The organism is Pseudarthrobacter sp. 10T415, from assembly GCF_056394175.1.
In genome coordinates, this window is sequence record NZ_JBFTHJ010000006.1 from 19,718 (window position 1) to 43,821 (window position 24,104).

The 24,104-nt window shown below is 68.1% G+C and carries 21 protein-coding genes; 11 read left to right on the forward strand and 10 right to left on the reverse strand.

What is annotated here, in order from left to right; all coding sequences use genetic code 11:
• Window positions 1-130: 130 nt before the first annotated feature.
• A complete protein-coding gene (locus AC1DBN_RS10140; RefSeq protein ID WP_314215963.1) occupies window positions 131-1,150 on the forward strand; it encodes a LacI family DNA-binding transcriptional regulator in 1,020 nt (339 codons plus the stop codon).
• 142 nt (window positions 1,151-1,292) lie between these two features.
• Here the strand turns inward: AC1DBN_RS10140 and AC1DBN_RS10145 are convergent, their stop codons facing one another.
• The 3 genes from AC1DBN_RS10145 to AC1DBN_RS10155 all read right to left on the reverse strand — a co-directional run bounded on the left by AC1DBN_RS10145 (window position 1,293) and on the right by AC1DBN_RS10155 (window position 4,172).
• The gene (locus tag AC1DBN_RS10145; protein WP_091718154.1) at window positions 1,293-2,174 is read right to left on the reverse strand and encodes a phosphotransferase; all 882 of its coding nucleotides are present in this window, start codon (window positions 2,172-2,174) and stop codon (window positions 1,293-1,295) included.
• Between the two features lie 25 nt (window positions 2,175-2,199).
• Window positions 2,200-3,258 (reverse strand): LLM class flavin-dependent oxidoreductase, encoded by a 1,059-nt coding sequence (locus AC1DBN_RS10150; RefSeq protein WP_477723115.1) that lies wholly within the window; start codon window positions 3,256-3,258, stop codon window positions 2,200-2,202.
• A 134-nt stretch (window positions 3,259-3,392) separates the two neighbouring features.
• Entirely contained in the window at window positions 3,393-4,172 is a 780-nt protein-coding gene (locus AC1DBN_RS10155) for an SDR family NAD(P)-dependent oxidoreductase (protein ID WP_091718150.1), read from the reverse strand.
• Window positions 4,173-4,261: 89 nt separating this feature from the next.
• Between AC1DBN_RS10155 and AC1DBN_RS10160 the strand changes: the two genes are divergently transcribed.
• Window positions 4,262-4,855 carry a TetR family transcriptional regulator gene (locus AC1DBN_RS10160; RefSeq protein WP_091718148.1) on the forward strand — a complete coding sequence of 198 codons (594 nt, stop codon included), beginning with the start codon at window positions 4,262-4,264 and terminating at the stop codon, window positions 4,853-4,855.
• Between the two features lie 43 nt (window positions 4,856-4,898).
• Here the strand turns inward: AC1DBN_RS10160 and AC1DBN_RS10165 are convergent, their stop codons facing one another.
• Together AC1DBN_RS10165 and AC1DBN_RS10170 are read right to left on the reverse strand one after the other, a co-directional pair.
• Window positions 4,899-5,231 carry a GYD domain-containing protein gene (locus AC1DBN_RS10165; protein WP_091718145.1) on the reverse strand — a complete coding sequence of 111 codons (333 nt, stop codon included), beginning with the start codon at window positions 5,229-5,231 and terminating at the stop codon, window positions 4,899-4,901.
• Window positions 5,232-5,310: 79 nt separating this feature from the next.
• On the reverse strand, window positions 5,311-5,658 hold the full coding sequence (locus tag AC1DBN_RS10170; RefSeq protein WP_091718143.1) for a hypothetical protein: 348 nt from the start codon (window positions 5,656-5,658) through the stop codon (window positions 5,311-5,313).
• 180 nt (window positions 5,659-5,838) lie between these two features.
• On the opposite strand from AC1DBN_RS10170, the gene AC1DBN_RS10175 reads away from it, so the two are divergent.
• From AC1DBN_RS10175 to AC1DBN_RS10200, 6 genes are all read left to right on the forward strand, one after another.
• A complete protein-coding gene (locus tag AC1DBN_RS10175; RefSeq protein WP_091718141.1) occupies window positions 5,839-6,906 on the forward strand; it encodes an NAD(P)H-dependent flavin oxidoreductase in 1,068 nt (355 codons plus the stop codon).
• A 151-nt stretch (window positions 6,907-7,057) separates the two neighbouring features.
• Entirely contained in the window at window positions 7,058-7,684 is a 627-nt protein-coding gene (locus AC1DBN_RS10180; protein ID WP_477723116.1) for a hypothetical protein, read from the forward strand.
• 84 nt (window positions 7,685-7,768) lie between these two features.
• A complete protein-coding gene (locus tag AC1DBN_RS10185) occupies window positions 7,769-8,506 on the forward strand; it encodes a YcnI family copper-binding membrane protein (RefSeq protein WP_477723117.1) in 738 nt (245 codons plus the stop codon).
• Between the two features lie 100 nt (window positions 8,507-8,606).
• Complete coding sequence (locus tag AC1DBN_RS10190; RefSeq protein ID WP_477723118.1) at window positions 8,607-9,248, forward strand: DUF4232 domain-containing protein; 642 nt, start codon at window positions 8,607-8,609, stop codon at window positions 9,246-9,248.
• Window positions 9,249-9,396: 148 nt separating this feature from the next.
• Window positions 9,397-14,508 (forward strand): Lhr family helicase, encoded by a 5,112-nt coding sequence (locus AC1DBN_RS10195; RefSeq protein ID WP_477723198.1) that lies wholly within the window; start codon window positions 9,397-9,399, stop codon window positions 14,506-14,508.
• Window positions 14,501-15,331: an Fpg/Nei family DNA glycosylase gene (locus AC1DBN_RS10200; protein ID WP_477723119.1), complete on the forward strand. Its 831-nt coding sequence runs from the start codon at window positions 14,501-14,503 to the stop codon at window positions 15,329-15,331. Before AC1DBN_RS10195 ends, AC1DBN_RS10200 begins: the two co-directional genes overlap by 8 nt.
• Here the strand turns inward: AC1DBN_RS10200 and yczE are convergent.
• Window positions 15,295-15,984: a membrane protein YczE gene (gene yczE, locus AC1DBN_RS10205; RefSeq protein ID WP_314215956.1), complete on the reverse strand. Its 690-nt coding sequence runs from the start codon at window positions 15,982-15,984 to the stop codon at window positions 15,295-15,297. The two genes, AC1DBN_RS10200 and yczE, sit on opposite strands and share 37 nt — an antisense overlap.
• A gap of 60 nt (window positions 15,985-16,044) precedes the next feature.
• Here yczE and yczR point away from each other — a divergent pair, with 60 nt between their 5' ends.
• A complete protein-coding gene (yczR, locus tag AC1DBN_RS10210) occupies window positions 16,045-17,526 on the forward strand; it encodes a MocR-like transcription factor YczR (RefSeq protein ID WP_477723120.1) in 1,482 nt (493 codons plus the stop codon).
• A 118-nt stretch (window positions 17,527-17,644) separates the two neighbouring features.
• On the opposite strand, the gene AC1DBN_RS10215 is transcribed toward yczR, so the two are convergent.
• The gene (locus tag AC1DBN_RS10215; RefSeq protein ID WP_314215952.1) at window positions 17,645-18,337 is read right to left on the reverse strand and encodes an SRPBCC family protein; all 693 of its coding nucleotides are present in this window, start codon (window positions 18,335-18,337) and stop codon (window positions 17,645-17,647) included.
• Window positions 18,330-18,962: an ArsR/SmtB family transcription factor gene (locus tag AC1DBN_RS10220; protein WP_314215950.1), complete on the reverse strand. Its 633-nt coding sequence runs from the start codon at window positions 18,960-18,962 to the stop codon at window positions 18,330-18,332. The genes AC1DBN_RS10215 and AC1DBN_RS10220 overlap by 8 nt, the downstream gene beginning before the upstream one ends.
• A 100-nt stretch (window positions 18,963-19,062) precedes the next feature.
• Between AC1DBN_RS10220 and AC1DBN_RS10225 the strand changes: the two genes are divergently transcribed.
• Both AC1DBN_RS10225 and AC1DBN_RS10230 read left to right on the forward strand, forming a co-directional pair.
• The gene (locus AC1DBN_RS10225; protein WP_314215989.1) at window positions 19,063-20,082 is read left to right on the forward strand and encodes an RluA family pseudouridine synthase; all 1,020 of its coding nucleotides are present in this window, start codon (window positions 19,063-19,065) and stop codon (window positions 20,080-20,082) included.
• A 40-nt stretch (window positions 20,083-20,122) separates the two neighbouring features.
• On the forward strand, window positions 20,123-20,740 hold the full coding sequence (locus AC1DBN_RS10230; RefSeq protein WP_477723121.1) for a DedA family protein: 618 nt from the start codon (window positions 20,123-20,125) through the stop codon (window positions 20,738-20,740).
• Between the two features lie 58 nt (window positions 20,741-20,798).
• Here AC1DBN_RS10230 and AC1DBN_RS10235 read toward each other — a convergent pair whose 3' ends face one another.
• The gene (locus AC1DBN_RS10235) at window positions 20,799-21,104 is read right to left on the reverse strand and encodes a hypothetical protein (RefSeq protein WP_477723122.1); all 306 of its coding nucleotides are present in this window, start codon (window positions 21,102-21,104) and stop codon (window positions 20,799-20,801) included.
• Window positions 21,105-21,260: 156 nt separating this feature from the next.
• The gene (gene ppc, locus AC1DBN_RS10240; RefSeq protein WP_477723123.1) at window positions 21,261-24,074 is read right to left on the reverse strand and encodes a phosphoenolpyruvate carboxylase; all 2,814 of its coding nucleotides are present in this window, start codon (window positions 24,072-24,074) and stop codon (window positions 21,261-21,263) included.
• Window positions 24,075-24,104 lie beyond the last annotated feature (30 nt).

Genomic DNA, 24,104 nt, shown 5'->3' on the forward strand with positions numbered 1-24,104 from the left:
CCACATTAGCCGCGTTGCAATTCACTGACAACCGGTTGCCACAAGGTGCGATCCGTGACATCCTAGGGCTTTCAGCGCAGTGTCTCCGGTCACAACCGCGCTCACGCCAGTCCGTTCAGAGAGGAACGCCATGGCACTGCCGCCAGTTTCCGTGGGCCGCCCCGCAACCATCCACGACATCGCTGCCGTGTGCGGCGTAGCCCCGTCCACGGTGTCACGGGCACTGTCCACACCGGAGCGGGTCAATATCCGGACGCGCGAGCGGATCCAGGCCGCCGCCGTCGAGCTCAACTACACACCGAACTCGCAGGCCAAGGCCCTGAGCTCGGGAAAAACAGGCGCCGTGGGCGTCCTGGTCCCGGACATCACCAATCCGTTCTACTTCGACCTCATCCGCGGAACGCAGCTCCAGCTCAAAGCCGCCGGGTACACGCAGCTCCTGGTTGATACGGAAGAATCTGACGAGGTGGAGGCCAGCGCCATCCAGCAGCTCCGCAAGAGTGCCGACGGCCTGATTGTGGGTGCTTCCCGCTTGACGGACGAGGCTCTGCTGGCAGCCTCCGCAGCCATGCCTCTGGTGGCCATCAACCGGGATGTGCCCGGCGTTCCCGCGGTTATCATCGACACCCCCGCAGCCACCGGCCAGGCCCTGGACCACCTGATCTCACTGGGCCATACCCGGGTGGCATACATCTCCGGCCCTGTCTCGTCCCAGTCGAACGCCCGCCGGTGGGATGCCCTGGCCGAAGCCGGCAAGGAGCGCGGCATCGACGTGGTCAGGCTGGGGCCGTTCGCCCCGAAGACCCAGTCCGGCGCCGCGGCAGCGGACACGGCAGTCCACAGCGGTGCGACGGCCTGCATCGTGTTCAATGACCTGATCGCCATCGGCATGCTGCAACGGCTGCGCGAACGGGGCGTCCGGGTACCTGAAGACATGAGCATCGTGGGCTGCGATGACATCTTCGGGGCCGATTTCTGCAACCCGCCCCTGACCACCATGTCCTCCCCCATCGAGCAGGCTGGCAGGGTGGCGGTGACCATGCTGCTGGCACAGCTGGATCCCCTTCGCGGCGGCGGCACGCGCACCCGCTCGGTGATGCCCACACACCTGACAGTGCGCGCTTCCACCGCTGCGGCGCCGGCACACTGACGGCAGCGTCCTTGTTTCACTGCGCATACCCGGTTTCGCTGCGCATACTCGATGGCGCACCCCGTATCTCCGGTGCGACATCGAATATGCGAGTCGGAATCTCCAAAGCGTGTCGGAAATGAGGCCGGGCTGCTGCCGCCGCTCACCACCGCGCCAGCGCCTCCGTGAGCATCCGGTGGCCCTGGTGTTCGAACTCTTCGTCCCCCACCTGGAAAGCCCACACCGCGGTTCCGACGGCTTCCCGGAGCAGGTCGATGCGCCACACGACGTCCGATCGGGGATCCGTACCGTAGCCCTCCAGGAAGGCTTGTTCCAAGGCAGGCTGTTGCCGCCACTGCTGCACCGCCAGCCTGCACAGGTCCGTAGCAGCCGGTCGGAACTCGAACCGGCCAAAGTCGATGACCCGGACTTCGCCGGAATGGATGAGCCAGTTCCGCGGCTGCCAGTCCCCGTGGGTGGGAACCACCGTGACGGGTTCCGGCCGGTATTCCGCCAGGCGCCCCCGGGCTTCCCGCTCGACGGCGGGATCAATCCGGTGCGCACGGTCCAGCCACGCCAGTGACTTCGCTGTGGCCTGGAGTTCATAGCGGCCATCGATGCGGCGCCCCTGGTTATGGAACAGCCTCAGCAGCTCACCGGCCTGGGCGTAGGTGCCTGGTTCCTGCTCGGCTTGCGTGCCCTCAACCAGGTGGCCCTCAAGGTACTCCATGACCAGCAGGTTGGCGCCGGAATCCGCGAGGAGCAGGCGGCCTGCCCGCCCGCACTCCACCAGCGGGCCCGTGTAGGCCCGATGGGCCGCCAGCTCGCGGCCGAGGTGGTGGTTATCCGGTCCCCCGGCCTTAACGATGAACTGCCCGTCGGGCCCCTGGACGCGGAGGACCTTCGTGTCCGCGAGCGCCCAGGAAAAATCTGCAAGGAGCTTCGGGGAACGCAGCCACGATGCAACGAGGGCGGACTGTTCGGCGCGCAGCAGCCCGCCGTCCCAGCGACCGTCAACTTGCCCTGCCCGCAGCCCTTGACCCATCCGGGGAGCCTAGCAATCCTTGGCGTTAAGCAGCAGCTGAGGGCCCGAGCTCCCGATTGACCGCGGGCATGATTTCAGTGGCGAGGAGCTCGATGGACCGGGCCGTCTCGGCAAAGGGCAGGCCGCCGAGCCCGATCTGTGCCATGTAGCGGCTGGTGCCCAGGGCCTCGTGGATGGCGAGGATCTTTTCGACCACCTGCTGCGTGCTTCCCACCAGCAGCCCGCCGCCCGGCTCGGACCAGTCATCGAAGGTGGACCGGGGAAAGTGGTCCACGGGACGCGGCATGTTCTGTTCGAAGTAGGCGCGGTAATAGGGATAGAAAGTGTCGCGGGCCTGCTGCGAAGTGGGAGCCACGTAGAAGTGCCCGCCAGCGCCCACCGGAAGCGCGGCGGCGTCATGTCCGGATTCCGCCGCCGTGTGCCGGTAAAGCTCCACCAGGCGGCGGAACCGTTCGGGGCCTGACAGCAGGGCAACGAACAGCGGCAGGCCCAGCCGGCCGGCGCGGGCGAAGCTCGCCGGTGTTCCGCCGACCCCCACCCAGACCGGCAGTTTCTCCTGCAGGGGCCGCGGCGCAATATCCATGCCGGGGATGGTCTGGGTCAGCGTGCCCCGCCAGGTGAGGCTGGCGTTGTCCCGCAGTTCGAGGAGCATCCGCAGCTTCTCATCGAAGAGCGCGTCATAGTCGGCGGTGTCGTAGCCGAACAGCGGGTAGGACTCGATGAACGCGCCGCGCCCGGCGATGATCTCCGCGCGGCCCCCGGACAGCAGGTCCAGGGTGGCGAACTGCTCGAAGAGCCGCACGGGATCCTGCGTCGAGAGGACGGTAACGGCGGTGCCCAGCCGAAGGTTGGTGGTTTCCCGGGCAATGGCGGCCAGCACCATCTCGGGCGCCGACAGGGCGAAGTCATGGCGGTGATGTTCGCCCAGGCCCAGGAAGCTGAGGCCTGCCTGGTCCGCCAGCTTGGCCAGCTGGATGATTTCCGCCAGCCGTTGCTGTGGCGATAGCACCTGTCCGGTTGTGTCATTGCGCGAGAGCTCACCGAAGGTAAAGATGCCGAAGTCCATACTTAGTTGAACATTCAAGTTCTGGGTTCTATTCCGCGAGGGGCGGCCAACTCACCTACAAAAGAGGAAGTACGACGACGGGACTCCCCGCCGTCGTACGCTTCCCCTTTGGTGCCCGGGCACCTGGGTCCGCGCCGCCTTACAGTGCTGCCTTACAGCGCCGACCAGCCGCCGTCGGACGCGAGGATGGCGCCGTTGACATTGGTGCCGTCCTCGCTGAGCAGGAACGTGATGGATGCGGCCAGCTGTGCAGCGGTGGCGGGTGCGGGGATGTTGGCCTGCATCAGCGGGCCCAGCCGGCCTGCTGCCAGTTCCGAGCCCCAGTTGGCTTCGATGTTGGTGATGGTGGCGCCCGGTGCAACCGCGTTGAAGCGGAGCCCGCGGGGGCCGTACATGACGGCGGAGTTCTTGGTCAGGCCCACCACGGCATGCTTCGAGGCTGTGTAGGCGGCGCCGGCCGCGGATCCACGCAGGCCGGCCTCGGAGGCGACGTTGACCACAGATCCCGCGCCTGACTCCAGCATCAGCGGAACCACTGCCCGGGTGAGGCGCATCAGCGCGGTGACGTTGATGCGGAACACCCGGTCCCAGAGTTCGTCGTCCACCTCGTGGATGGGGGCGAAGTTGTCCATGATCCCCGCGATGTTGGCCAGTGCGTCCACCCGTCCGCCGGCAGCGGCAATGACGGCGGCCACTGTCTCTTCGGTGGAAATGTCCCCGGCAACCGGGACCAAGTCCAGGCCGGCGTTCTCTGCCACAAGGTCGTCCAGCCGCTGCTTGCTGATGTCCGCGGCAATGACCCGTCCGCCCTCCCTGGCAATCCGCAGTGCGGTGGCCTGGCCGATGCCTGAACCGGCCCCGGTGACGATCACGGTCCTGCTGGAGAAGCGGCCGGGAGTGGCATTTTCCTGCCATGCGGCGTCGTTGCCCATGGTGTTCCTTTCGATTGATCAGGCTGTTGCCGCCAGCTTATGACACAGAGTGTCATTATGGAAGGGTGTCCAGGGTGAATACTGTTGGCATGCCGACGGTAGAGCCAGCAACCAAGTCCACGGGACGCCCTGCCACCATCGATCCCGAGGCCGTGGCACGGGTGGCCGTGGAACTCTTCGCCCGGAACGGGTACGAGGAAACCTCCATGGAGGACATCGCCCGGGCTGCCGGCATAGGCCGGAAAAGCCTGTACCGCTACTTCGCCACCAAAGCGGACCTGGTGTGGGGCGGCACCGAACCCGCCATCGAAGCGTCGATGCTGGCGCTGGGAGCAGGCCCCCTGCCGTCGGCAGGTGACGATCCGTTGGACGGACTGCGCCGGGCGGTGATTGCCGGCGCCGCCGCCCTGCCCGACCTGGCGGTCACCCGGGCGCGCCTCCGCCTGATCGGTGCGCACCGGGAACTGCTCAACCGAAGCTACGAAGCCCTCGGCTCCCAGCGCGGGCGAACCCTCGCGCACCTCGAGGCGGCTGGGGTTCCTGCCGCTACGGCACGGTATGCGTGCGCGGCCTTTATCGGTGCCACGTTCCAGGCATGGCTCGAGTGGGCCGCCGGTGACGACCCCGATCCGGCCCCGTACCTTCAGGCCGCCACTGGAGTGGTCCTTCTTCCGCAGGCGTAAGGCCGTGAACGGCAAAACTCCGGGACCGCGGGCCAGCGTGGCGTCAGGTCGGGTTACCAGGCGGCCGGTAGGAAATCTCCGCGGCCACTTTGAGGGCTTCCATGGTTTCCTCCACCGTGAGCAGCACTGTGGTTTCGAAGGAGCTCAGCGCACCTCCTCCGCTGATGGCCAGTGCCACCGCGGCCATGGAAACGTTGTCCGGGGCCTCCCACAGGTTGTAGCCGTCATGGGCGCCGAAGCCGTACCAAAAACCATGGAGCTTGCCGCCCACGGATTCGATATAGGCCTGGGCTGCTTTCCGCCGGTCTTCCGGATTCCGCGTCAGCCGTGACCACGTCTCGGGGGTGTAACTGAATTTTGAGAGATAAAGGGGCATTGCCCGCTCCTATCGCCCGCTGCTGAACAGTGGCCGGACGGTGGCTCCAGCTGGATAGAGCCACCGTCCGTAAGTACGGCTACAGCTTGTCGGTGCGGTCCTCGCCGCCCCTGTGGCCGCCGCCGCGAAGGTTCTCCTGGACTTTGCCGAAGAGGTCCTTGATGGTGGATTCCGCGTTGCTGATGACATCCACCGGCACATACACGTCATGCGTGGCCGGGAGGTCGTACTCGTCCTTCAGGTGCGTGCCGTTTCCGACGCCCTGCAGTGACAGGTAAACCATGGCTTCCGTCCGCGCGATCCCGGCAAGCTTTCCAAACACCACGGTGAACTCGTTGGGCTGGAAGGTGATGGTCTGGCCGATGTGGCTGCGGCCAAGTTCACCAGCCGGAACAACCTTTTCTGACTGGCTTCCGGTGTAGTCCATGAACTTCTCCTTAGATCGCCTGCGCTGATGAAATGCAGTCTATCGCCGGGCGGCGCGGGTGTGACCGGCCCTTCCCTTCACGCGAACGCAGCGGGAGCGGGCCGGGACTTGGGAGCACAGCCCGGCCCTGCAAGACTGGTGGCAGCAGCAGCAAACCACCGGATCCGTCAGGAGAATGCCATGCCCCAGCAGGACCACGCCGCTTCACGCCGCAACAGGCTCACGGACGTACTCGGCATTGAGGTACCGGTGGTGCTTGGCCCCTTCGGCGGTGTGTCTTCCGTGGCGCTCGCGGCAGCGGTGTCCGACGGCGGCGGGCTGGGTTCGTACGGCCTGTACGGGTACGACGGCGCCGCGATCCTTCAGACGGCGGCGGAGCTTCGTGCCGCCACGGCCAAGCCGTTCGCCCTTAATCTGTGGGTGCCCACCGGAAGCGAAACGACGGAGCTGCCCCGGACCGAGTTCGACAGCTATGTCCGCGCCCTCCAGCCCTATTTCGAGGAGCTTGGCCTCGAACTGCCGGACATGCCGGCGCGCTTCATGGCCGATTACGGCGAGCAGGTGGAGGCAACCCTGGAGGCTGCCCCCGCCGTCGTCAGCTTCGTCTTTGGCGTCCCCGCACCGGAAATAGTGGAAGAAGCGCACCGGCGCGGCATCAAAGTGGCCGGCACCGCCACCACTGTGGAGGAGGCCCTGGCCCTTGAGGCAGGCGGCGTGGATGCCGTGGTGGCCAGTGGCATGGAGTCCGGCGGCCACCGTGTGTCCTTCCTGCGCCCCGCCGAGGAATCCCTGGTGGGCACGTTCTCCCTGGTCCCCCAGGTGGCCGATGCGGTCAGCATCCCCGTCATCGCGGCGGGCGGCATTGCTGACCGCCGCGGGTTTTCCGCTGCCCTGGCCCTGGGCGCTGATGGTGTCCAGGTTGGCACGGCCTTCCTGGCCACCAGTGAATCGGCCGCCGCGCCGGCCTACCGGGAGTTGCTGCACAGCCCGGCCGCGGGCACTACGGTCCTGACCCGCGCGCTGAGCGGCCGGCTGGCACGCGGAATCCCCAACCGGGTTACCTCGGAACTGGCGCCGCCGGCCATCGCCCCGTTCCCCGTCCAGAACTGGCTGACCGGCCGGTTCCGCCCAACGGCCGCCGCTGCCGGAAATACGGACCTCATGTCCCTGTGGGCAGGGCAGTCTGCGCGGCTCATCCGGCACCAGAGCGCTGCGGACGTCCTGGCGGAGCTGCTAGCCGGGGCCTGACGAGCTTCCCCCTCCAACTGACCGCTGCGGGTTTCCACATACCGTCAGGCCGGCACCGTAACGTCCCCGGTTCCCCGGTAGAATCGGGCGGGCAGGAGCAGCTAGTTTTTCCTGCCGCAGTACGCGCCACCGCACCGGGAGGGGAGAGTCAGTGCCGGCACACCGCACACCTTTCCACCTCCTGCGCGCCTCGGCACTTGCAACCGGCATCCTGACCCTGGCGGCGGGCGCCCACGTGGCCGGCGGCGGGCAACTGCCCGTTCCCGGGATCCTCCTGGCCATCCTGGCTCTCACGGGTCTCGCCAGCACCGCTGCCACCAGGCTCAAGCTCTCCTTCCCTGCCATGGCCGGGCTGATGGGCGGCGGGCAGGTGGCGCTCCACGAACTGTTCGCCACTTTCAGCGTGCCCTCACAGCCGTCAGGACCCGTGGCAGCCTATGCAGGCCACCAGCACGGAGTGCCGTCGCTCCCGCCGGACCTGCTGGCCCTGGCCGGGCACATGGGACCAGCTGACCCGTCATCGGGTTCCCTCATGCTGGCCGCGCACGCGCTGGCAACCCTTGGATGTGCACTGCTTCTGGCCAAGGGCGAAGCAGCGCTCTGGGCGCTGGCAGGCTGGCTGCGGCCCCTCGCCGGCGTTCCCGCACCCCTGGCATTCAACGACGCTGCGCCCATGCCCGCAGCCCTTCCCCCGGCCGCCGCGCCCCTCCGCCCCTGGCGGAACCTGCGGCAGGACAGCCGACGCGGCCCGCCTTCCGCCGTCGCGCTTTCCTTCTGACCCGCCCCCCGCACTGCACGCCGGCCCGGGCCTTCCCAAAAAACTTTGCACGCCGCGAACGGCGTGCGCCAGAAAGGCAACCCCATGAATTCCCTGACCCTTCGCCGTACCCTGACCACAGCCGCTGCAGCCGGAGGCACCGCCGCGCTGATCCTGGCCGGCGCCGGCGCCGCGTCCGCCCATGTGGGCGTGACCCCGGACAAGACCTCAGCCAATTCCTACGCGCTGCTGACTTTCGCCATCCCCCACGGCTGCGAGGAATCCGCCACCACCAAAGTGGCCATCACCCTGCCAACGGAGCTCAACGACGCCCAGCCCACCGTGAACCCCAACTGGACCGCGGAAAAGGTGACCGAACAGCTCGCAGAGCCGAAAAAACTCGCCGACGGCAGCTCCATCACCAAGCGGACCAGCCAGATCGTCTACACGGCCAAAACGCCCCTGGCGCACGAACTCCGTGACACGCTGGTCCTGTCCGTCAAGCTTCCCGATGCCGCAGGAACCACGCTGAACTTCCCCACGATGCAGACATGCGAGGTTGGCCAGACGGACTGGTCGGAAATCGCCAAGGACGGCCAGGACCCGCACTCACTGAAGGCGCCGGCCCCCTCCATCACCATCACCGAGGCCGCATCGTCGGACGGGCACGGCGCCACCGCAGCTGCGGCAACCCACACGGAACAGGCAGCGTCCGTGACGGACAGCGGCGCCGATGCCCGCAGCTGGGCCGGCCTCGGCGCCGGCGTGGCCGGACTGGTACTCGGCGGGCTCGCACTGCTCCGGAACGGTGCGCGCCGGAAGGCAGCCGACAGCACCAAGTAGTCCCGGCTTGATGCCCGGATCATCACGATCCGGGCATCAAATTGCCGTGGGACCACGTGGCATCGTTGACGCCGCCCCGGACTGCCGCGAAGGTGGTGGCATGAGGTCTCAGAAAACACTCCAGGGGATAACCTTGTCGACGGCTGGCGTGGCGGCCGTCCTGCTGCTTGCATCGTGCGGTCTCGGCCAGCCGCAAAGCCAAACGACCACCACCCCGGCCGGGCCGGGGACGGGCTCCGCCAGCCCCTCGCAGTCCGCACCCCCGGCCACAACGGCCGCGCCGCCGTCGTCCGCCGCCCCTGCCACCACCGCGCCGGCAGGGCCCGGACTGTGCAAGGCGGCAGGCCTTTCCGCCGCGACCGACGCGTCCGGCGGCGGCGCCGCGGGGAGCGTCTTCATGAAGCTCAACCTCACCAACACCGGCAGCGAGCCCTGCATCCTCAAGGGCTTCCCCGGAGTGTCCCTCGCGGCTGACGCGGCAGGCGGCCCCATTGGCGCGGCGGCCACCCGGGACGAATCCGTGCCTGTTACGGACGTCCTGCTGGCACCCGGCCAGACGGGCTGGGCCCAGCTGCGGTACACGCAAGCGGGCAATTACACCGACTGCTCACCTGTTGACGCGGCCGGCTACCGGATCTACCCGCCGGAAGACACCGAGTCCCTTTTCCTGGCCCAGCCCACCACCGCCTGCAGCAACGCAGACATCAAACTGCTGACCATCGGCGCTTTCCAGCCTGCCTGACGCCGGGCCTGCAGGACACCAAAAAGCAAGCGGCCCGGCATCTGCCGGACCGGGCTCCGTCCGCTGTGTCGGTGGGGTGGGGCATGATGGAGGCATGAACCAGGAAGAGCCCTCCACGGACGGCCGGGGCGCCGTGGCCACAGCGCCAATGGGCCAGTTCACCCGGCCCACCCGCGACTGGTTCATGGGCGCTTTCACCGAACCCACCCCCGCCCAGGACGGCGCCTGGAACGCCATTTCGTCGGGCTCGCATGCCCTGGTGGTGGCACCCACCGGATCCGGCAAAACCCTCGCCGCATTCCTGTGGGCACTGGACCGGCTCCTCTCCGCTGCGCCCGCCGCAGACACTGAAGCCCCGGCGGAAGCAGCCGTACCCGCCGCCGTGGCCGGCACAAAAGGAACCAAGGCCCCGGCAAAAGCCCGCCGGCCCCGGGCGCCCAAGCGGAAAACCAAGGTGCTGTACATTTCGCCGCTGAAGGCCCTCGGCGTGGACGTCGAACGGAACCTGCGTTCCCCGCTGATCGGCATCACGCAGACGGCCAAGCGGCTGGGACTGCCCGCCCCGCTGATCACCGTGGGCGTCCGGTCCGGGGACACCACCACGGCGGACCGCCGGGCGCTGCTGAGCAACCCGCCGGACATCCTCATCACCACGCCCGAGTCCCTGTTCCTCATGCTCACGTCCCGGGCCAGGGAGACACTCACCGAGGTGGACACCATCATCATCGATGAAGTCCACGCCGTTGCCGGCACCAAGCGCGGAGCCCACCTGGCCGTTTCACTGGAACGCCTGGACGCGCTGCTGCCCAAACCTGCACAGCGGATCGGACTTTCCGCAACTGTGGAGCCCAAGGAACTCGTGGCCCAGTTCCTTGCCGGGACCGCTCCCGTCGAAATCGTGGCTCCACCGTCGAAGAAGAACTGGGACCTTACGGTGTCGGTACCGGTGGAGGACATGTCCGATCTCCAGGGTGCAGCGGGCGCGTTCGACTCCGGCCCGGCCTCCGGGCTGCAGCCGCAGGCGTCCATCTGGCCACATGTGGAGGAAAAGATCGTTGACCTGGTGCTGGCCAACCAGTCCACCATCGTCTTCGCCAACTCCCGCAGGCTGTCGGAACGGCTGACAGCGCGCCTCAACGAAATCTATGCCGAACGCCAGCTCATGGCCGCCGGCGGCGGCTGGGACGGCCCCCTGGAGGAAGGCGCGGGGGTGTTCGGCGCACCAGGCGGTGGCTCCGCGCCGGCGTCGGGCGTTCCTGCCTCTACTGCCACTCCCGCCCACATGATGGCGCAGGCCGGAAGCTCCGCAGGGGCCGACCCCGTGCTGGCCCGCGCCCACCATGGCTCGGTGTCCAAGGACCAGCGCGCGCTCATTGAGGACGACCTCAAATCCGGGCGGCTGCGGTGCGTGGTGGCCACGTCCTCACTGGAACTCGGCATCGACATGGGCGCGGTTGACCTGGTGGTCCAGGTGGAGTCGCCGCCATCGGTGGCCAGCGGCCTCCAGCGTGTGGGGCGTGCCGGGCACCAGGTAGGCGAAATTTCGCAGGGCGTCCTGTTCCCCAAGCACCGGGCGGACCTGGTGCACACGGCCATCACCGTGGAACGCATGCTGGACGGAAAAATCGAACGCCTCAGCATCCCGGCCAACCCGCTGGACATCCTGGCGCAGCAGACGGTGGCCGCCACTGCCCTGGGCAGCATCGACGTCGAGGGATGGTTCGCAACGGTCCGCCGGTCGGCCCCTTTCGCTTCGCTCCCCCGCTCCGCGTTCGAGGCCACCCTGGACCTTCTGGCGGGCCGCTACCCTTCAGACGAATTCGCCGAACTCCGGCCACGGATCATCTGGGACCGCAACGAAGGGACCATCGAAGGCAGGCCCGGCGCCCAGCGGCTCGCCGTCACCTCCGGCGGAACCATCCCGGACCGCGGCCTGTTCGGCGTCTACATCATCGGCACGGAAATGGAGGGCTCGGCTTCCCCGTCGGAGGACGGCAAACCGGCTCCGGCCCCCAAGGGTGGCCGGCGCGTGGGCGAGCTGGACGAGGAGATGGTGTACGAATCCCGCGTGGGTGACGTCTTCGCGCTCGGTGCCACCAGCTGGAAGATCGAGGACATCACGCACGACCGAGTGCTGGTCTCCCCTGCCTTTGGCCAGCCCGGCAAGCTGCCCTTCTGGAAGGGTGATTCACTGGGCCGGCCGGTGGACCTGGGCCGCGCCCTCGGCGCCTTCGTGCGCGAGCTGTCAGCCTCCGACGCCGGACCAGCCGCCGAACGCTGCCAGGCCAGCGGGCTGGACGCCTTCGCCGCCAACAACCTCATCCAGTACCTCTCCGAACAGAAGCAGGCCACGGAGGTGGTCCCCAGTGACACCACCCTGGTGGTGGAACGGTTCCACGACGAACTCGGCGACTGGCGCGTGATCCTGCACAGCCCCTTCGGCATGCCGGTCCATGCACCGTGGGCCCTGGCCGTGGGCCAGCGGCTCCACCAGCGGTACGGCCTGGACGGCTCTGCCATGGCGGCCGATGACGGCATTGTGCTGCGGGTGCCGATGATGGAGGACGAGCCCCCGGGCGCCGAGCTGTTCCTCTTCGACCCGGAGGAACTGGAGCAAATCGTCACGGCCGAGGTGGGCGGCAGTGCCCTGTTTGCGTCACGGTTCCGCGAGTGCGCGGCCCGTGCCCTGTTGCTGCCGCGGCAGACCCCCGGCAAGCGGCAGCCCCTGTGGCAGCAGCGGCAGCGGTCCGCCCAGCTGCTGGATGTGGCACGGAAATACCCCACGTTCCCCATCGTCCTGGAGACAGTCCGGGAATGCCTCCAGGACGTCTACGACCTACCGGCGCTGAAGGACATTGCGGCCGCCGTTGAACGCCGCGAACTGCGGGTGGTGCAGACCACCACGCAGCAGCCTTCGCCGTTCGCCAAGTCCCTGCTCTTCGGCTATGTCGCCCAGTTCCTGTACGAGGGCGATTCCCCGCTGGCGGAGCGGCGCGCCGCCGCGCTGGCTTTGGACTCCACACTCCTGAACGAGCTTTTGGGCCGGGTGGAGCTGCGCGAGCTCCTGGACGCCAAGGTCATCGACGCCACCGAACTTGAACTGCAGCGGCTGGTGCCGGACCGCCGGGTGCGGGGACTTGAGGGCGTGGCCGACCTCCTGCGGCTTCTTGGCCCGCTGGACCCGAATGAGGCCGCCGCCCGGTTGGAGCCGGCAGCCGGGGCTGAGCCTGCAACGGGCGGGGAGCGCGGCGATACCCCGGTAGCTGGGGCCGCCGGGACCCCTGCAACCCAGGCCGACGCCGATTTTGCCGACGGCCCTGTGCCTGAGCCTGCTGAAACGACGCCGGTCCATACCGCCTCAGCCACTGTTGAGGAAGCCACCGCCCACCTCGTGGCGCTGCAACGGGCCAACCGCGCCATCAAGGTCAACGTGGGCGGCGCCGAACGGTTCGCTGCCGTGGAGGACGCGGCCCGCCTTCGTGATGCCATCGGTGTTCCCTTGCCCATGGGGGTGCCGTTGGCGTTCATCGAGCCTGTGGCGGACCCGCTGGGCGACCTCGTGTCCCGCTACGCCCGCACCCACGGGCCTTTCACCGCTGCTGAAGCCGCCGCCCGGCTGGGACTGGGCGTCGCTGTGGTGGTCACCGCCCTGAAACGCCTTGCCGACGACGGCCGCGTGGTGGAAGGCGAATTCCGGCCGCACGCAACACCCGCCGCAGCCGGGCCGGAGTCCGCGCCAACTGGCACGGACGACGACGGGCTGCCGGACAGGGACGGACGGCAGGGAGAGATCCATCGCGAAACCGTGCACGCGGCCGTCAGCGAATGGTGTGACTCCGAGGTGCTGCGGAAGCTCCGGCGGCGGTCCCTGGCCGCACTGCGCGCCGAAGTGGAGCCCGTGGACGCCGCCGCTTACGGGCGATTCCTCCCTGCCTGGCAAAACGTCCGGATCCCCGGCGGCGGGCGGGGGCAGCCGGCACTCCGGGGGCTGGACGGCATCGTCACGGCAATCGACCAGCTGTCCGGCGTCCCCATCCCGGCATCGGCCTGGGAACCCCTGATCCTGGCCGGCAGGGTGTCCAACTACCAGCCCGCCATGCTGGACGAGCTCATGGCGGCCGGCGAAGTCCTCTGGTCCGGAGCCGGTGCCCTGCCCGGAAATGACGGCTGGATCAGCCTGCACCTGGCCGACTCAGCGGAACTGACGCTGAACCCTGCACCGGACTACGAACCGGGCGATGCCGGCCTGCGGCTCCTCGACCATCTCCGGAACAACGGCGGCGGATACTTCTTCCGCCAGCTCACGGAGGTGGCAGGGGGCATGGACTCGGTGCTCAGCGACCAGGAAGTGGTGTCCGCCCTCTGGGATCTCGCCTGGGCGGGACGGATCACCGGTGACACCTTCGCGCCCGTCCGGTCGCTGATCGCGGGCGGCCATACGGCACACCGGCAGGTGGCGAAGGCTCCCCGGTCCAGGGCTCCACGGCTGAACAGGCTGGGCCGCTCCCACGGCACCGGGCTGATGGGCTCGGCGGGCCTGGCCGGCGGGCGGTACGGTTCCCAGGGTGCAGCCGCCACTCCCCCAATGGCTGCCGGGCGCTGGTCCGCCCTTCCGCAGCCGGAACTGGATGCCACCATCCATGCCCGGGCTACGGCAGAGCTCCTGCTGGACAGGTATGGGGTGGTGACCCGCGGTTCGGTCATGGCGGAGCAGATCCTGGGCGGCTTCGGCCTGATGTACAAGGTCCTGGCCAGGCTCGAGGAAGCCGGCCGGTGCCGCCGCGGATACTTCATCGAACACCTCGGTGCGGCGCAGTTCGCTGTGCCCGCCACGGTGGACCGGCTGCGCTCGTACGCGGAGGATAGCCAGATCGCCAAACCTGAACCCGTGGCCCTTGCCCTGGCCGCCACGGATCCCGCGAATCCCTACGGCGCTGCCGTCCCCTGGCCGGCCCTGCGGGACGATGCCGGCACCGGACACCGGCCGGGCCGCAAAGCCGGAGCCCTGGTGGTGCTGGTGGACGGCGCCCTGATTCTGTACGTGGAGCGGGGAGGCAAGACACTGCTGGCGTTCTCCGACGACCCCGCCGTCCTTGATGCTGCCGGCGCAGCACTGGTGGGAGTAGTCACCCGCGGAGCCGTGGACAAACTGATTATGGAAAAAGTGAACGGCCAGGGGATTCTGGACACTCCCATTGCCGCTGCCCTCAGCGCTGCCGGCGCCTACTCCACGCCTAAAGGTCTGAGGATCCGTGCCTGAGGGAGATTCCGTCTGGCGGGCCGCCCGGCAACTGCACGAGGCGCTGGCGGGCCAGACACTGACCGCCTCGGACTTCCGGGTACCGCGCTTCGCCACACTGAACCTCACCGGATGGACGGTGACTGAGGTTGTGCCGCGGGGCAAGCACCTGCTCATGCGGGTGAAGGGGCCAGGGGACAAGGCCCTCACCATTCACTCCCATCTGAAGATGGAAGGCACATGGCAGGTCTACCCGCCCGGTGGCAGGTGGCGGAAACCCGGCTTCACCGCGCGGTGCGTGCTGCGCACTGCCGCCGCGGACGCCGTCGGCTTCTCCCTGGGCATCCTGGACGTGGTGGCCACAGCGAACGAGGACTCCATCGTCGGGTTCCTTGGTCCGGACCTCCTGGGCCCGGACTGGGACCTGGACGAAGCCGAACGCCGGCTCCTGGCACGGCCGGAGGTTCCCATCGGCGTGGCCATCCTGGACCAGAGCAACCTCGCCGGCATCGGGAACATCTACCGCTGCGAGGCCTGCTTCCTCTCCGGCATACATCCGGCCACACCCGTGTCCGGGGTGGCGGACCTGCGCACCCTGATGACCGACGCCAAGCAGCTCCTGGAAGCAAACTTGGGCCCGGGCCGCCGCGTCACCATCCTCAACGCCCGCGGCATGCCGGTGGGCAGGATGGCCGGGAGGCCCGGCTATTGGGTGTACCGACGGGACCAGCACCCGTGCCTCAAGTGCGGTACGCCGGTGCGGCGCGGACTGCTGGGGAAACTGAACGGCGAAGAGGAACGCGACATCTACTTTTGCCCCAAGTGCCAGCCCGTCCCGGAATAGCTGGTTTCACCGGCGGCTTCCGGGCCGCCATCCGGTTTCACGTCCGAAGGCGTCCCCCGGGCCACTTTCGGAGTGCCGGCCGGAACCATGAACCAGGGCAGCAGCAGCTGTACCAGCGGCCCAATCGCGAGCGCATAGAGCACGGTTCCCACGCCAACTGACCCGCCCAGCAGCCAGCCTGCCGCGAGGACTACCACCTCGATGAGGGTGCGGGACAACCGGACGGACCACCCTGTGCAGCGCGCGAGTCCGGTCATCAGGCCGTCACGGGCCCCCGGTCCGAACCTGGCACCGATGTAGCATGCCGAGGCGATGCCGTTCAGGAGAACGGCGCCGGCCAGCATGCCCAGCTGTCCTGCAAGGTTGGACAAGGAGGGAATCAAGGCCAGTCCGACGTCGGCGAAGACACCTACCAGAATGGCGTTGCAGAGGGTGCCGAAGCCGGGCCGCTGGCGCAGCGGAATCCACAGCAGGAGCACCAGGAAACTGACGATGATGACCACGACGCCGATGCTCAACCCTGTCCGGTTGGCCACGCCCTGATGGAAAACGTCCCAGGGGTCCAGGCCCAGCCCGGCGCGGATGAAGAGGGCCAGCGAGATGCCGTACATGGCAAGGCCGGTGAAAAGCTGAACGAGTCTGCGGAGCATCATTGGTCCACCCTCCCATCCAACTGGCATTGATTTACATAGCCAGTTTGAGATACTGGCTATATGGCTCCTTCCCTTGGCGCGGCAGCACTCGGCCGCATGCTCGGCACCTGGCACCACGGCGGCGCCCCCGCCTACAGGGAACTGGCCGACGTACTCCGGCTCCTGATCCTCGACGGTCGCGCACCGCTCGACACAGCACTCCCCAGCGAGCGCGCCCTGTGCACCGCGCTGGGCGTCAGCCGCACCACTGTCACCGCGGCCTACTCGACGCTGCGTGAGCAAGGGTTTCTCAGCAGCGGACAGGGCAGCCGCGGCAGGACGCGCATCCCGGAGCGGACCGCCTTCGGCCCGGCCCTCTACAGCCCGCAAACTTCGGCTGCTCCCGCGCTGACGGCTCCCGGCCTGGCCGCGCCCGAAGGGCTGATCGACCTGGCATATTCGGCGCTGCCGGCCAGCGGTGAGGTGGTGCACCGGGCCTTCGCGGCGGCGATGACGGAACTGCCGGCGCTGCTGCCGGGATTCGGGTACGACGCCGTGGGGCTCCTGCCGCTTCGCCAGGCCATTGCCGACAGGTATACGGCGGCCGGCGTTCCCACCGGCCCCGGGCAGATCATGGTCACGTCCGGGGCGCAGCACGCGCTGACCATCATCATCCGCACGCTGGCCGATCGCCAGGACAAGGTCCTGGTGGAACACCCCAGCTACCCCAACGCGCTGGACGCCATCCGTGCCGCCCGCTGCCGCCCCTTGCCTGTCGGTTTCGCCGAGTCCGGCTGGGACCTGCCGGCCCTGGAAACAGCGCTGGCACAGCAGCGGCCCAAGATCGCCTACCTCGTTCCCGACTTCCACAACCCCACAGGCATGATGATGCCCGATGCCCAGCGCCGCCGGCTGGTAGCGGCTGCTGCCGCAGCGGGAACCATACTGATCGCCGACGAGACACTGCGGGAGTTGAACCTCGACGGCGTCCAGTCCACTCCCCTGGCCGGCTTCAGCAGTGCGGTGGTTTCCGTGGGGTCGCTCAGCAAGTCCCACTGGGGCGGCCTGCGCACGGGCTGGATCCGCGCCTCCGAGGCGATGATCCAGCGGTTCACTGCGGCCCGGAGTGTCCTGGACCTGGGCGGACCGGTCATGGAACAGCTGGCCGCGGCCCACCTGGTGCGGGCACTGGATGAACCGCTGCCGGCACTGCTGGACACCCTCAGGGGCAACCGCGCCGCGCTGCTGGACCTGCTGCGGGAGCATCTGCCTGCCTGGCACACGGCACCACCTTCCGGCGGCCTGTCAGTATGGTGCAAGTTGCCTGCCCCCATAAGTACGGCGCTGACTGTGATCGGTCCTGAGCACGGGATCCGGCTGGCCGCCGGGCCGCGATTTGGGTTCGGAGGTGCCTTTGAGCGGTACCTGCGCCTCCCCTTCACCCTCCCACCCAACAAACTCGAAGCCGCCGTGATGGCCCTGCGGGCCGCCCAGGACAGGCTCGACGCCGCACCCCAGCTGCGGCGCTCGCTCACCCAGGCCCCCGCCGTCGCCATCGCCTGATGGCAACCGCCGAGATCGCCGGAACGGTGCCAAATCGCTGTAGCGGAACAGCGCCCCCGCAGCATTCCAGCGATCTCGGCACCTGAAGCGGCAATGGCGGAACAACGGCCCAGCTGGCCTAGGCGTAGACGCGCTCCAGGAATCCGGTCCAGGCCTTGGCCGTGGTCTCCGAATCGCCGGCGCCGCTGAAATCGTGCACCGTCATGCCCACGGGGGCGCCCCACGCGTTGCGGCCGAAGAACCGGTAGAGGGCATCCGCCGTGCGCAGGCCGAGGAAGTGCTCGTTGGAGAAGTCCACCTCGCCCGCAAGCCGGCCCACGCCGTCGAGCTCTACCTCCACCGGGCTGCCCTGCACCGCCGACTCAACGCCCAGCGCCCGGCGGAGCCGTGCAAAGCCGTCCGGCACCTGGGAGCCGGCGGGCCCCTGGATGTCAGTGAACACCACCGGCTTGCCGTCGAAGTGCTGGAGGTACTGGCCCAGGGTGTGCAGGTAGAACTCGGTGTGGCGGCTGGCGCCGTCGTACTGCTCGTCCCAGTTGTCCGCGAAGATCCCGCTGTGGACATAGTGCAGGCGCGCGCGGCCGCCGTCCAGCGGCTCCAGGACGTGCTCCAGCTGGTTGAACCAGCCATCCGGACCGTCCATCCGGGACACCAGGTGGGTAGGGTACTCCTCCACGGTTTTCACGGCGGGCCACTGGTCCGTGGGGAACATCCATCCGGGAGTCCCTGTGGTGACAGCCTCCCAGACCCGCTCCGGCGTACCGGGGAGCTCGGTGTCGTAGACGATTTCGAAGTTGCGGTTGTCAGTCATGGCCTTGCTCCTTGGTTGCGGGTTCGTGTGAGGTTTCGGGGGACGATTTGAGGACGGGATGCAGAGCCACCACCAGTCGGTGGCGCCGCCCGCGGGATGAGGCGCCGGCGTCGTGGTACTTATCCACCAGCTGCGTGACGGCGACGCCCAGCTCTTCGGCGAAGGCGGCACGCTCCGCCGCTGTGCGGAAGGTGATCTCGCCGTCGATGGCGAAGGTGGCGAGCTTTTGCCGGGCCGTAGCAGCTCCGGCGATCAGCTTCCCCACCTCCTGGACCATCCGGCCCGCGAGCGCCAGGAGCCAGAACGCCGAGAACCTGTCGGCAAAGCGCCGCGGATCAGGCGACACGGAAGCCAGGGCCGTGGGTGAGATCAGGTAGGAGGCCGCCGTGGCCTGAAGGATACGCTCGGTAACGTTGCCCTTGCGCCGCTCCTCCACGAGTTCCACCAGGCCGTGCCGCTCCAGCGATTTGAGGTGGTAGTTCACCTTCTGCCGCGGCAGCCCCACCCGGACCGCCAGCTGCGTGGCGGAGGCAGGTTCGGCCAGTTCACGGAGGATGGTGGACCGAATGGGGTCCAGCGAGGCTTCGGCCGCCGCGGGGTCCTCGATCACTGCAATATCCAACATGGGTTAAGTGTGCCAACCGACAACTTTTTTTGTCAAGAACTTTTTTATCGTCGGTACCGCAGGCGGCCAGTCCAGGGCGCGCCGGTAGAATGGACCGGTGATGCAATCCCCCCTTCCCGTGCGCGACGGCGTGAACGCCACCCGTTTGCGGCTCCCTGAAGAGGGCCCGTGGAACACCGCCATGGACTACATGATGCACCGCTGGGGCCACATCGATCCGCAGGGCATCGAGGACAGGTTCGACGCCGGCGAGATCGTGGGCGAGGGCGGCGTGCCCCTAAGCCGGCACACCAGGCTCGAAGACCACACCTTCATCTGGTACTACCGCACGCTTCCCCCGGAAACCCGGATCCCCGTGGACCTCAGCATCCTGCACCAGGACGAACACCTGCTGGTGGTGGACAAGCCCCACTTCCTGCCCACCACTCCGGGCGGCACCTACATCCAGGAATCGGCCCTGGTGCGGCTGCGGAACCAGCTGGACCTGCCGGATCTGATCCCCATGCACCGGCTGGACCGCATGACCGCCGGCGTCCTGCTGTTCTCCACCAACCCGCAGACGCGCGGCAAGTACCAGGTGCTGTTCGAGAAGCGCCAGGTGCAGAAGGAGTACGAGTGCGTTTCGGCCGCTGAACCCGCGCCGGGACATCCCGCCGTCGGCTTCCCCGTGGTGGTCCGCAACCGGATGACCAAGTCCCGCAGCTACCTGCTGGCGGAGGTGGTGGAGGGCGAGCCGAACGCGGAGACGCGGATTGAGCGGCTGGAAATGCTCGACGGCGGCGCCTCCGCGGGTGCCGACGGCAGCATCGCCGCGGCGCCGGACAGTCCCACCCGCCTTGCCCGGTACCGACTGGAACCGCACACGGGCAAGACCCACCAGCTGCGCGTCCACATGGCCTCGCTGGGACTCGGGATCGTCAACGACGCCTTCTACCCCGAGCTGCTGGACAAGGTCCCGGACGACTACACAAAACCCCTGCAGCTGCTGGCCCGCGGCATCCGGTTCGTGGATCCGATCTCTGGCAGCCCGGTGGAATACCGCAGCAGCCTCGAGCTCAGCGAAACGGTCCGCCTCCGCTCGCGGACGGTGCCGGAAAACTTCGGGAATCCTGCGGCCTGACCCCGGCAGCCGGGCCGTGAAAGTGCGGTACCTTGTGGCAATGGACTTCGGCAGCGCCGACAGCTGGGGAGAGGCGATCTATTTCTGGATCATCCCCGTGGTCCTTGGCGACGCCATCTTTCCACCCATCCCGTCCGAAATGGTGGTCATCACCGGCGGCGCGCTGTCCGCTGACGGCAGGGCGAACATCTTCCTGGTGCTCGCCCTCGCCGCCATTGCATCGTGGACGGGCGACATCGTGGTGTTCCAGTTGTTCCGCCGCCGCCTGAGCCATGTGCTGGACCGCTGGAAATGGGGCCGCCGGGTGCATCAGGGCATCCACGTCGCCCTCGCGAAGGCCGGCAGGTCCTCCACCTACGGGGCCATCATCGGTGCCAGGTTCATTCCGGGCGGCCGGCTAGCCACCTCCGCCGCCGCCGGCATTGCCAATGTTTCGGTCCGGGGCTTCAGCCTGTGCGCGGGCCTCGGGGCGGTGCTGTGGGCCTGCTGGCTGGTGGGGCTCGGCTACTTCACGGGATCGGCAACGAAGCTGCCATTCTGGGCGAGTTCCCTCATCGGCGTGGCGCTCGGCCTCGTGGTGGGCGCCGTCGTCGGAATCATCGTGACCCGCCGCCGCGGCAACCGCTCCCCCGTGGAGGAGCCCGGGCCGCTGGGCTGAACCGGGGCTGTGCTGGACCGCGGCCTAAACGGACTCCGGCCGGTTCAGGCGGACAGCCTCAAACCGGCAGCCACTTGCCCCGGCTGCGCCGCAGCACGCTCAGGGCACCTGTCAGCGAAACGCGTTCGACGGCGTCGCGCATCATGGCCGCCGATTCCACCGCCTGCCGGTTCTCGCCGCTGTATTCGGTGGCCTCCACCAGGAAGCGCAGGTTGAGCAGCGGCACCCCGCCGGCGATCTGCAGCTGGTGCGACTCAACGTGGTGGCGGGTTCCCAGCGCCTCGACGGCGGCGTCCATCACGGATTCGGGAGCGTTGCCCGGCCGGAGCCCGGTGATCTTCAGGCGGGTCTGGAACGAAGGCATGCCCTCAACCTTATCGAAACGCGCGCTCACATCCCGGGCTTAAAACCCGAACCCCCGCTCACTCTCTTCAGGAGAGTGAGCGGGGGTTGCGGTTTTAAGCACCACGAGTGAGCGCGCGTTCCGGGGAAAAGCACCACGAGTGAGCGCGCGTGAGGTCTAGCCGGTGTTGCGGAGGCCGGCTGCCACACCGTTGACCGTGATGAGCATGGCCCGCTGGAGGCGTTCGTCGATCTCGCCGTTGCTCATGCCCTCGCCGGCTTCCGCGCGGACACGGCGAAGCAGTTCCACCTGGAGGTAGCTGATGGGGTCCAGGTACTGGTCGCGGACCTCGAGGGAACGCTTGAGCGTGGGCTGGGCGTCCAGGAGGACGTGCTCACCGGTGAGGTTCTGCACCTCTGCCACCGTGAGTTCGTATTCGTCACGGATGGCACGGAAGATGTGGTGCAGCTCTTTGGGGACCAAAGTATCCACGTAGTAGCCGGCAATATCCAGGTCCGTCTTGGCGAGCGTCATCTCCACGTTGGAGAGCACGGAGCGGAAGAAGTGCCAGTGCCCGATCATCTCCACCAGCTGCTCGGAGTTGCCGGCTTCGCGGGCGGCCTTGAGCCCTGACCCCACGCCGAACCAGCCGGGGACGATCTGCCGTGACTGGGTCCAGCCGAAAACCCACGGGATGGCACGGAGCCCGCCAAGGCCCGCACCCGAGTCGGGGCGTTTGGACGGGCGGGAGCCGATGTTCAGCGACCCGAGCTGCTCCACCGGGGTGGAGGCCATGAAGTACGCCGGCAGGTCCGGGTGGTCGATCAGGCTGCGGTACCGCTCGAAGGCGGCGTCCGAGATGGTTTCCATGACGTGCGCGTAGCGTTCGCGCTGGTCGTCGGAGGTCCGCGGGTCGCGGTGCAGCGCGGAGCCCTGGAGCACGGCAGCCAGCGAGAGCTCCAGGTTTTCACGGGCAAGCTCAGGCAGCGAGTACTTGTCAGAGATGACTTCGCCCTGCTCGGTGAACTTGATTTCGCCTTCCAGGACGCCGTTGGGCTGGGCCAGGATGGCGTCGTAAGTGGGTCCGCCGCCGCGGCCCACGGATCCGCCGCGGCCGTGGAACAGGCGGACGCGGACGCCGTGCTTTGCGGCGATGTCACGCAGCTTGCGCTGGGTCTTGTGGATTTCCCACTGGCTGGTCATCACGCCGGATTCCTTGTTGGAGTCCGAGTAGCCCAGCATGACTTCCTGGACGTCCCCGCGCAGCCGCACCAGTTCGCGGTAGGACGGGTCGGAGAGGAGCTGGTCGATGATTTCGGCGGAGGCGCGGAGTTCCTCCACGGTTTCCAGCAGCGGCGCGAACCCCAGCTTGGCGTAGGGCTTCTCGCCGAAGAGGTTGACCAGGCCGGCCTCGCGGGCGATCACGGCGGCAGCCAGAACGTCGTCCGCGCCGCGGGTCATGGAGATGATGTAGGTCTCGATGACGTCCGGGCCGTACATGCGCAGGGCCCGGCGGATCTCCCTGAAGACGTCGTACGTGCCGTCAGCAGCGCCGTCGAGCTTGATCGGGTGGCCGGACAGCGGGCGGCGGGAGGCGAGCTCGGAACCCAGTACCTCAAAGCGTTCCTTGCGGCTCAGTTCGGCGTAGTGCAGCCCGGGGCCGCCGATGCGGTCCATGAGCTGCCCGACGGCGTCGTGGTGGTGATCAGCATGCTCACGGATGTCGAGGGTGGCCAGGTGCAGGCCGAAGGACGCGATGGCGCGGCGGACCCGGGCGAGGGCACCGTCGGCAGCCAGCGACGCCGAGTGGTTGCGGAGCGACAGCTCCAGCAGGTCGAGGTCTGCCAGGAGTTCGTCCGTGCTGCTGTAGTCGCGCCCGTGCTCGTGGTTCGAGTTCGCCACGACGCGCTTGCCGGTGTTGATCAGCTTGGCCTTGATGCAGGTCAGCTTCAGCCGGTAGGGCTCCTGGGCATTCAGTTCCAGGACACGCTTGTCCAGGCCGGGCAACTTCTGCAGGTCGGCTTCGATGGAGTCCAGCAGCACCTGGTCCGCGCCGGCGAGGGCCGTGGAGTTGGAGAGGATGGAGATCAGTTCGTCGATCATGCCGATGCTGATGCGGATGGCGTTCTGGTTCTGGATCTGGAGGATCTCGCGGGTGACCGCTGCCGTCACGTTGGGGTTGCCGTCGCGGTCACCGCCGATCCAGGAGCCGAACTTCACCGGGGCGTCCTGTGCGGCCAGGGTGACGCCGTGTTCGCCGAGGAGTTCGGACAGCTCGGACAGCATCTCCGGCATGGCGTCGGTGAGGATACCGCCCAGGTAGTAGATGGCGTTCCGGGCCTCATCCACCGGGGTGGGCCGGACCTGGCGGAGTTCGTCGGTCTGCCACATCTGGTCGATGATTTCGGCAAGCTGCCGGTCCTGGCGGCGGCGTGCAGTGGTGCCCTCGATGGTGGGCTGGGCCAGGACGTCGGAGAGCTTGCGGATCTTGTCCAGCACCGAGCGGCGGGAGGCCTCGGTGGGGTGGGCCGTGAAGATGGGGCGGACGTCCAGTCCGTTGACCACTTCCTGCAGGACCTCGGGTCCGGCCTGGCCGGCGATCTCGGCTACCGTCTTGGCCAGCCAGCCGTCCTTCTCCGCACGGGTGCGCAGGCCACGGACGCGGTGGACCTGTTCGGCGGCGTTGGCCAGGTGGAAATAGAACGCGAAGGCGCGCACCAGGTCCGTTGCCTGCTCAATCGGCAGGGAGCCCAGGAGTTCGCGGACCTGGGCGACGACGTCGTGGGCGCTCCACGGACCGGTGGCGTCGGCGCCGCCGCGGGCAGCCTCCTTGGATTCCTTGGTGAGGAGGCGGACCTGCTCCACGAGGTCAAGGAGTTCGGGCCCGTGCTGGCGGACCAGGGATTCGCCCAGCAGGGTGGAGACCCGGCGGACGTCTGCCCTGAGTTCGGAGGCAAGATCGGATTCGGGGTGTGCTGCAGTGTGAGCCATGGAAGCAATCTTTCGAGGGTTTCGGACTTG

Excerpts from the sequence above, each read along its gene's own strand:
- AC1DBN_RS10230 (WP_477723121.1), top strand. The coding sequence starts at position 20,123 with ATGGACTTCGGCAGCGCCGACAGCTGGGGAGAGGCGATCTATTTCTGG.
- AC1DBN_RS10175 (WP_091718141.1), top strand. The coding sequence starts at position 5,839 with ATGCCCCAGCAGGACCACGCCGCTTCACGCCGCAACAGGCTCACGGAC.
- AC1DBN_RS10190 (WP_477723118.1), top strand. The coding sequence starts at position 8,607 with ATGAGGTCTCAGAAAACACTCCAGGGGATAACCTTGTCGACGGCTGGC.
- AC1DBN_RS10170 (WP_091718143.1), bottom strand. The coding sequence starts at position 5,658 with ATGGACTACACCGGAAGCCAGTCAGAAAAGGTTGTTCCGGCTGGTGAA.
- AC1DBN_RS10165 (WP_091718145.1), bottom strand. The coding sequence starts at position 5,231 with ATGCCCCTTTATCTCTCAAAATTCAGTTACACCCCCGAGACGTGGTCA.
- AC1DBN_RS10220 (WP_314215950.1), bottom strand. The coding sequence starts at position 18,962 with ATGTTGGATATTGCAGTGATCGAGGACCCCGCGGCGGCCGAAGCCTCG.
- AC1DBN_RS10155 (WP_091718150.1), bottom strand. The coding sequence starts at position 4,172 with ATGGGCAACGACGCCGCATGGCAGGAAAATGCCACTCCCGGCCGCTTC.
- AC1DBN_RS10140 (WP_314215963.1), top strand. The coding sequence starts at position 131 with ATGGCACTGCCGCCAGTTTCCGTGGGCCGCCCCGCAACCATCCACGAC.
- AC1DBN_RS10195 (WP_477723198.1), top strand. The coding sequence starts at position 9,397 with ATGGGCCAGTTCACCCGGCCCACCCGCGACTGGTTCATGGGCGCTTTC.
- yczE (WP_314215956.1), bottom strand. The coding sequence starts at position 15,984 with ATGATGCTCCGCAGACTCGTTCAGCTTTTCACCGGCCTTGCCATGTAC.
- ppc (WP_477723123.1), bottom strand. The coding sequence starts at position 24,074 with ATGGCTCACACTGCAGCACACCCCGAATCCGATCTTGCCTCCGAACTC.
- AC1DBN_RS10225 (WP_314215989.1), top strand. The coding sequence starts at position 19,063 with ATGCAATCCCCCCTTCCCGTGCGCGACGGCGTGAACGCCACCCGTTTG.
- AC1DBN_RS10235 (WP_477723122.1), bottom strand. The coding sequence starts at position 21,104 with ATGCCTTCGTTCCAGACCCGCCTGAAGATCACCGGGCTCCGGCCGGGC.
- AC1DBN_RS10160 (WP_091718148.1), top strand. The coding sequence starts at position 4,262 with ATGCCGACGGTAGAGCCAGCAACCAAGTCCACGGGACGCCCTGCCACC.
- AC1DBN_RS10185 (WP_477723117.1), top strand. The coding sequence starts at position 7,769 with ATGAATTCCCTGACCCTTCGCCGTACCCTGACCACAGCCGCTGCAGCC.
- AC1DBN_RS10215 (WP_314215952.1), bottom strand. The coding sequence starts at position 18,337 with ATGACTGACAACCGCAACTTCGAAATCGTCTACGACACCGAGCTCCCC.
- AC1DBN_RS10145 (WP_091718154.1), bottom strand. The coding sequence starts at position 2,174 with ATGGGTCAAGGGCTGCGGGCAGGGCAAGTTGACGGTCGCTGGGACGGC.
- yczR (WP_477723120.1), top strand. The coding sequence starts at position 16,045 with ATGGCTCCTTCCCTTGGCGCGGCAGCACTCGGCCGCATGCTCGGCACC.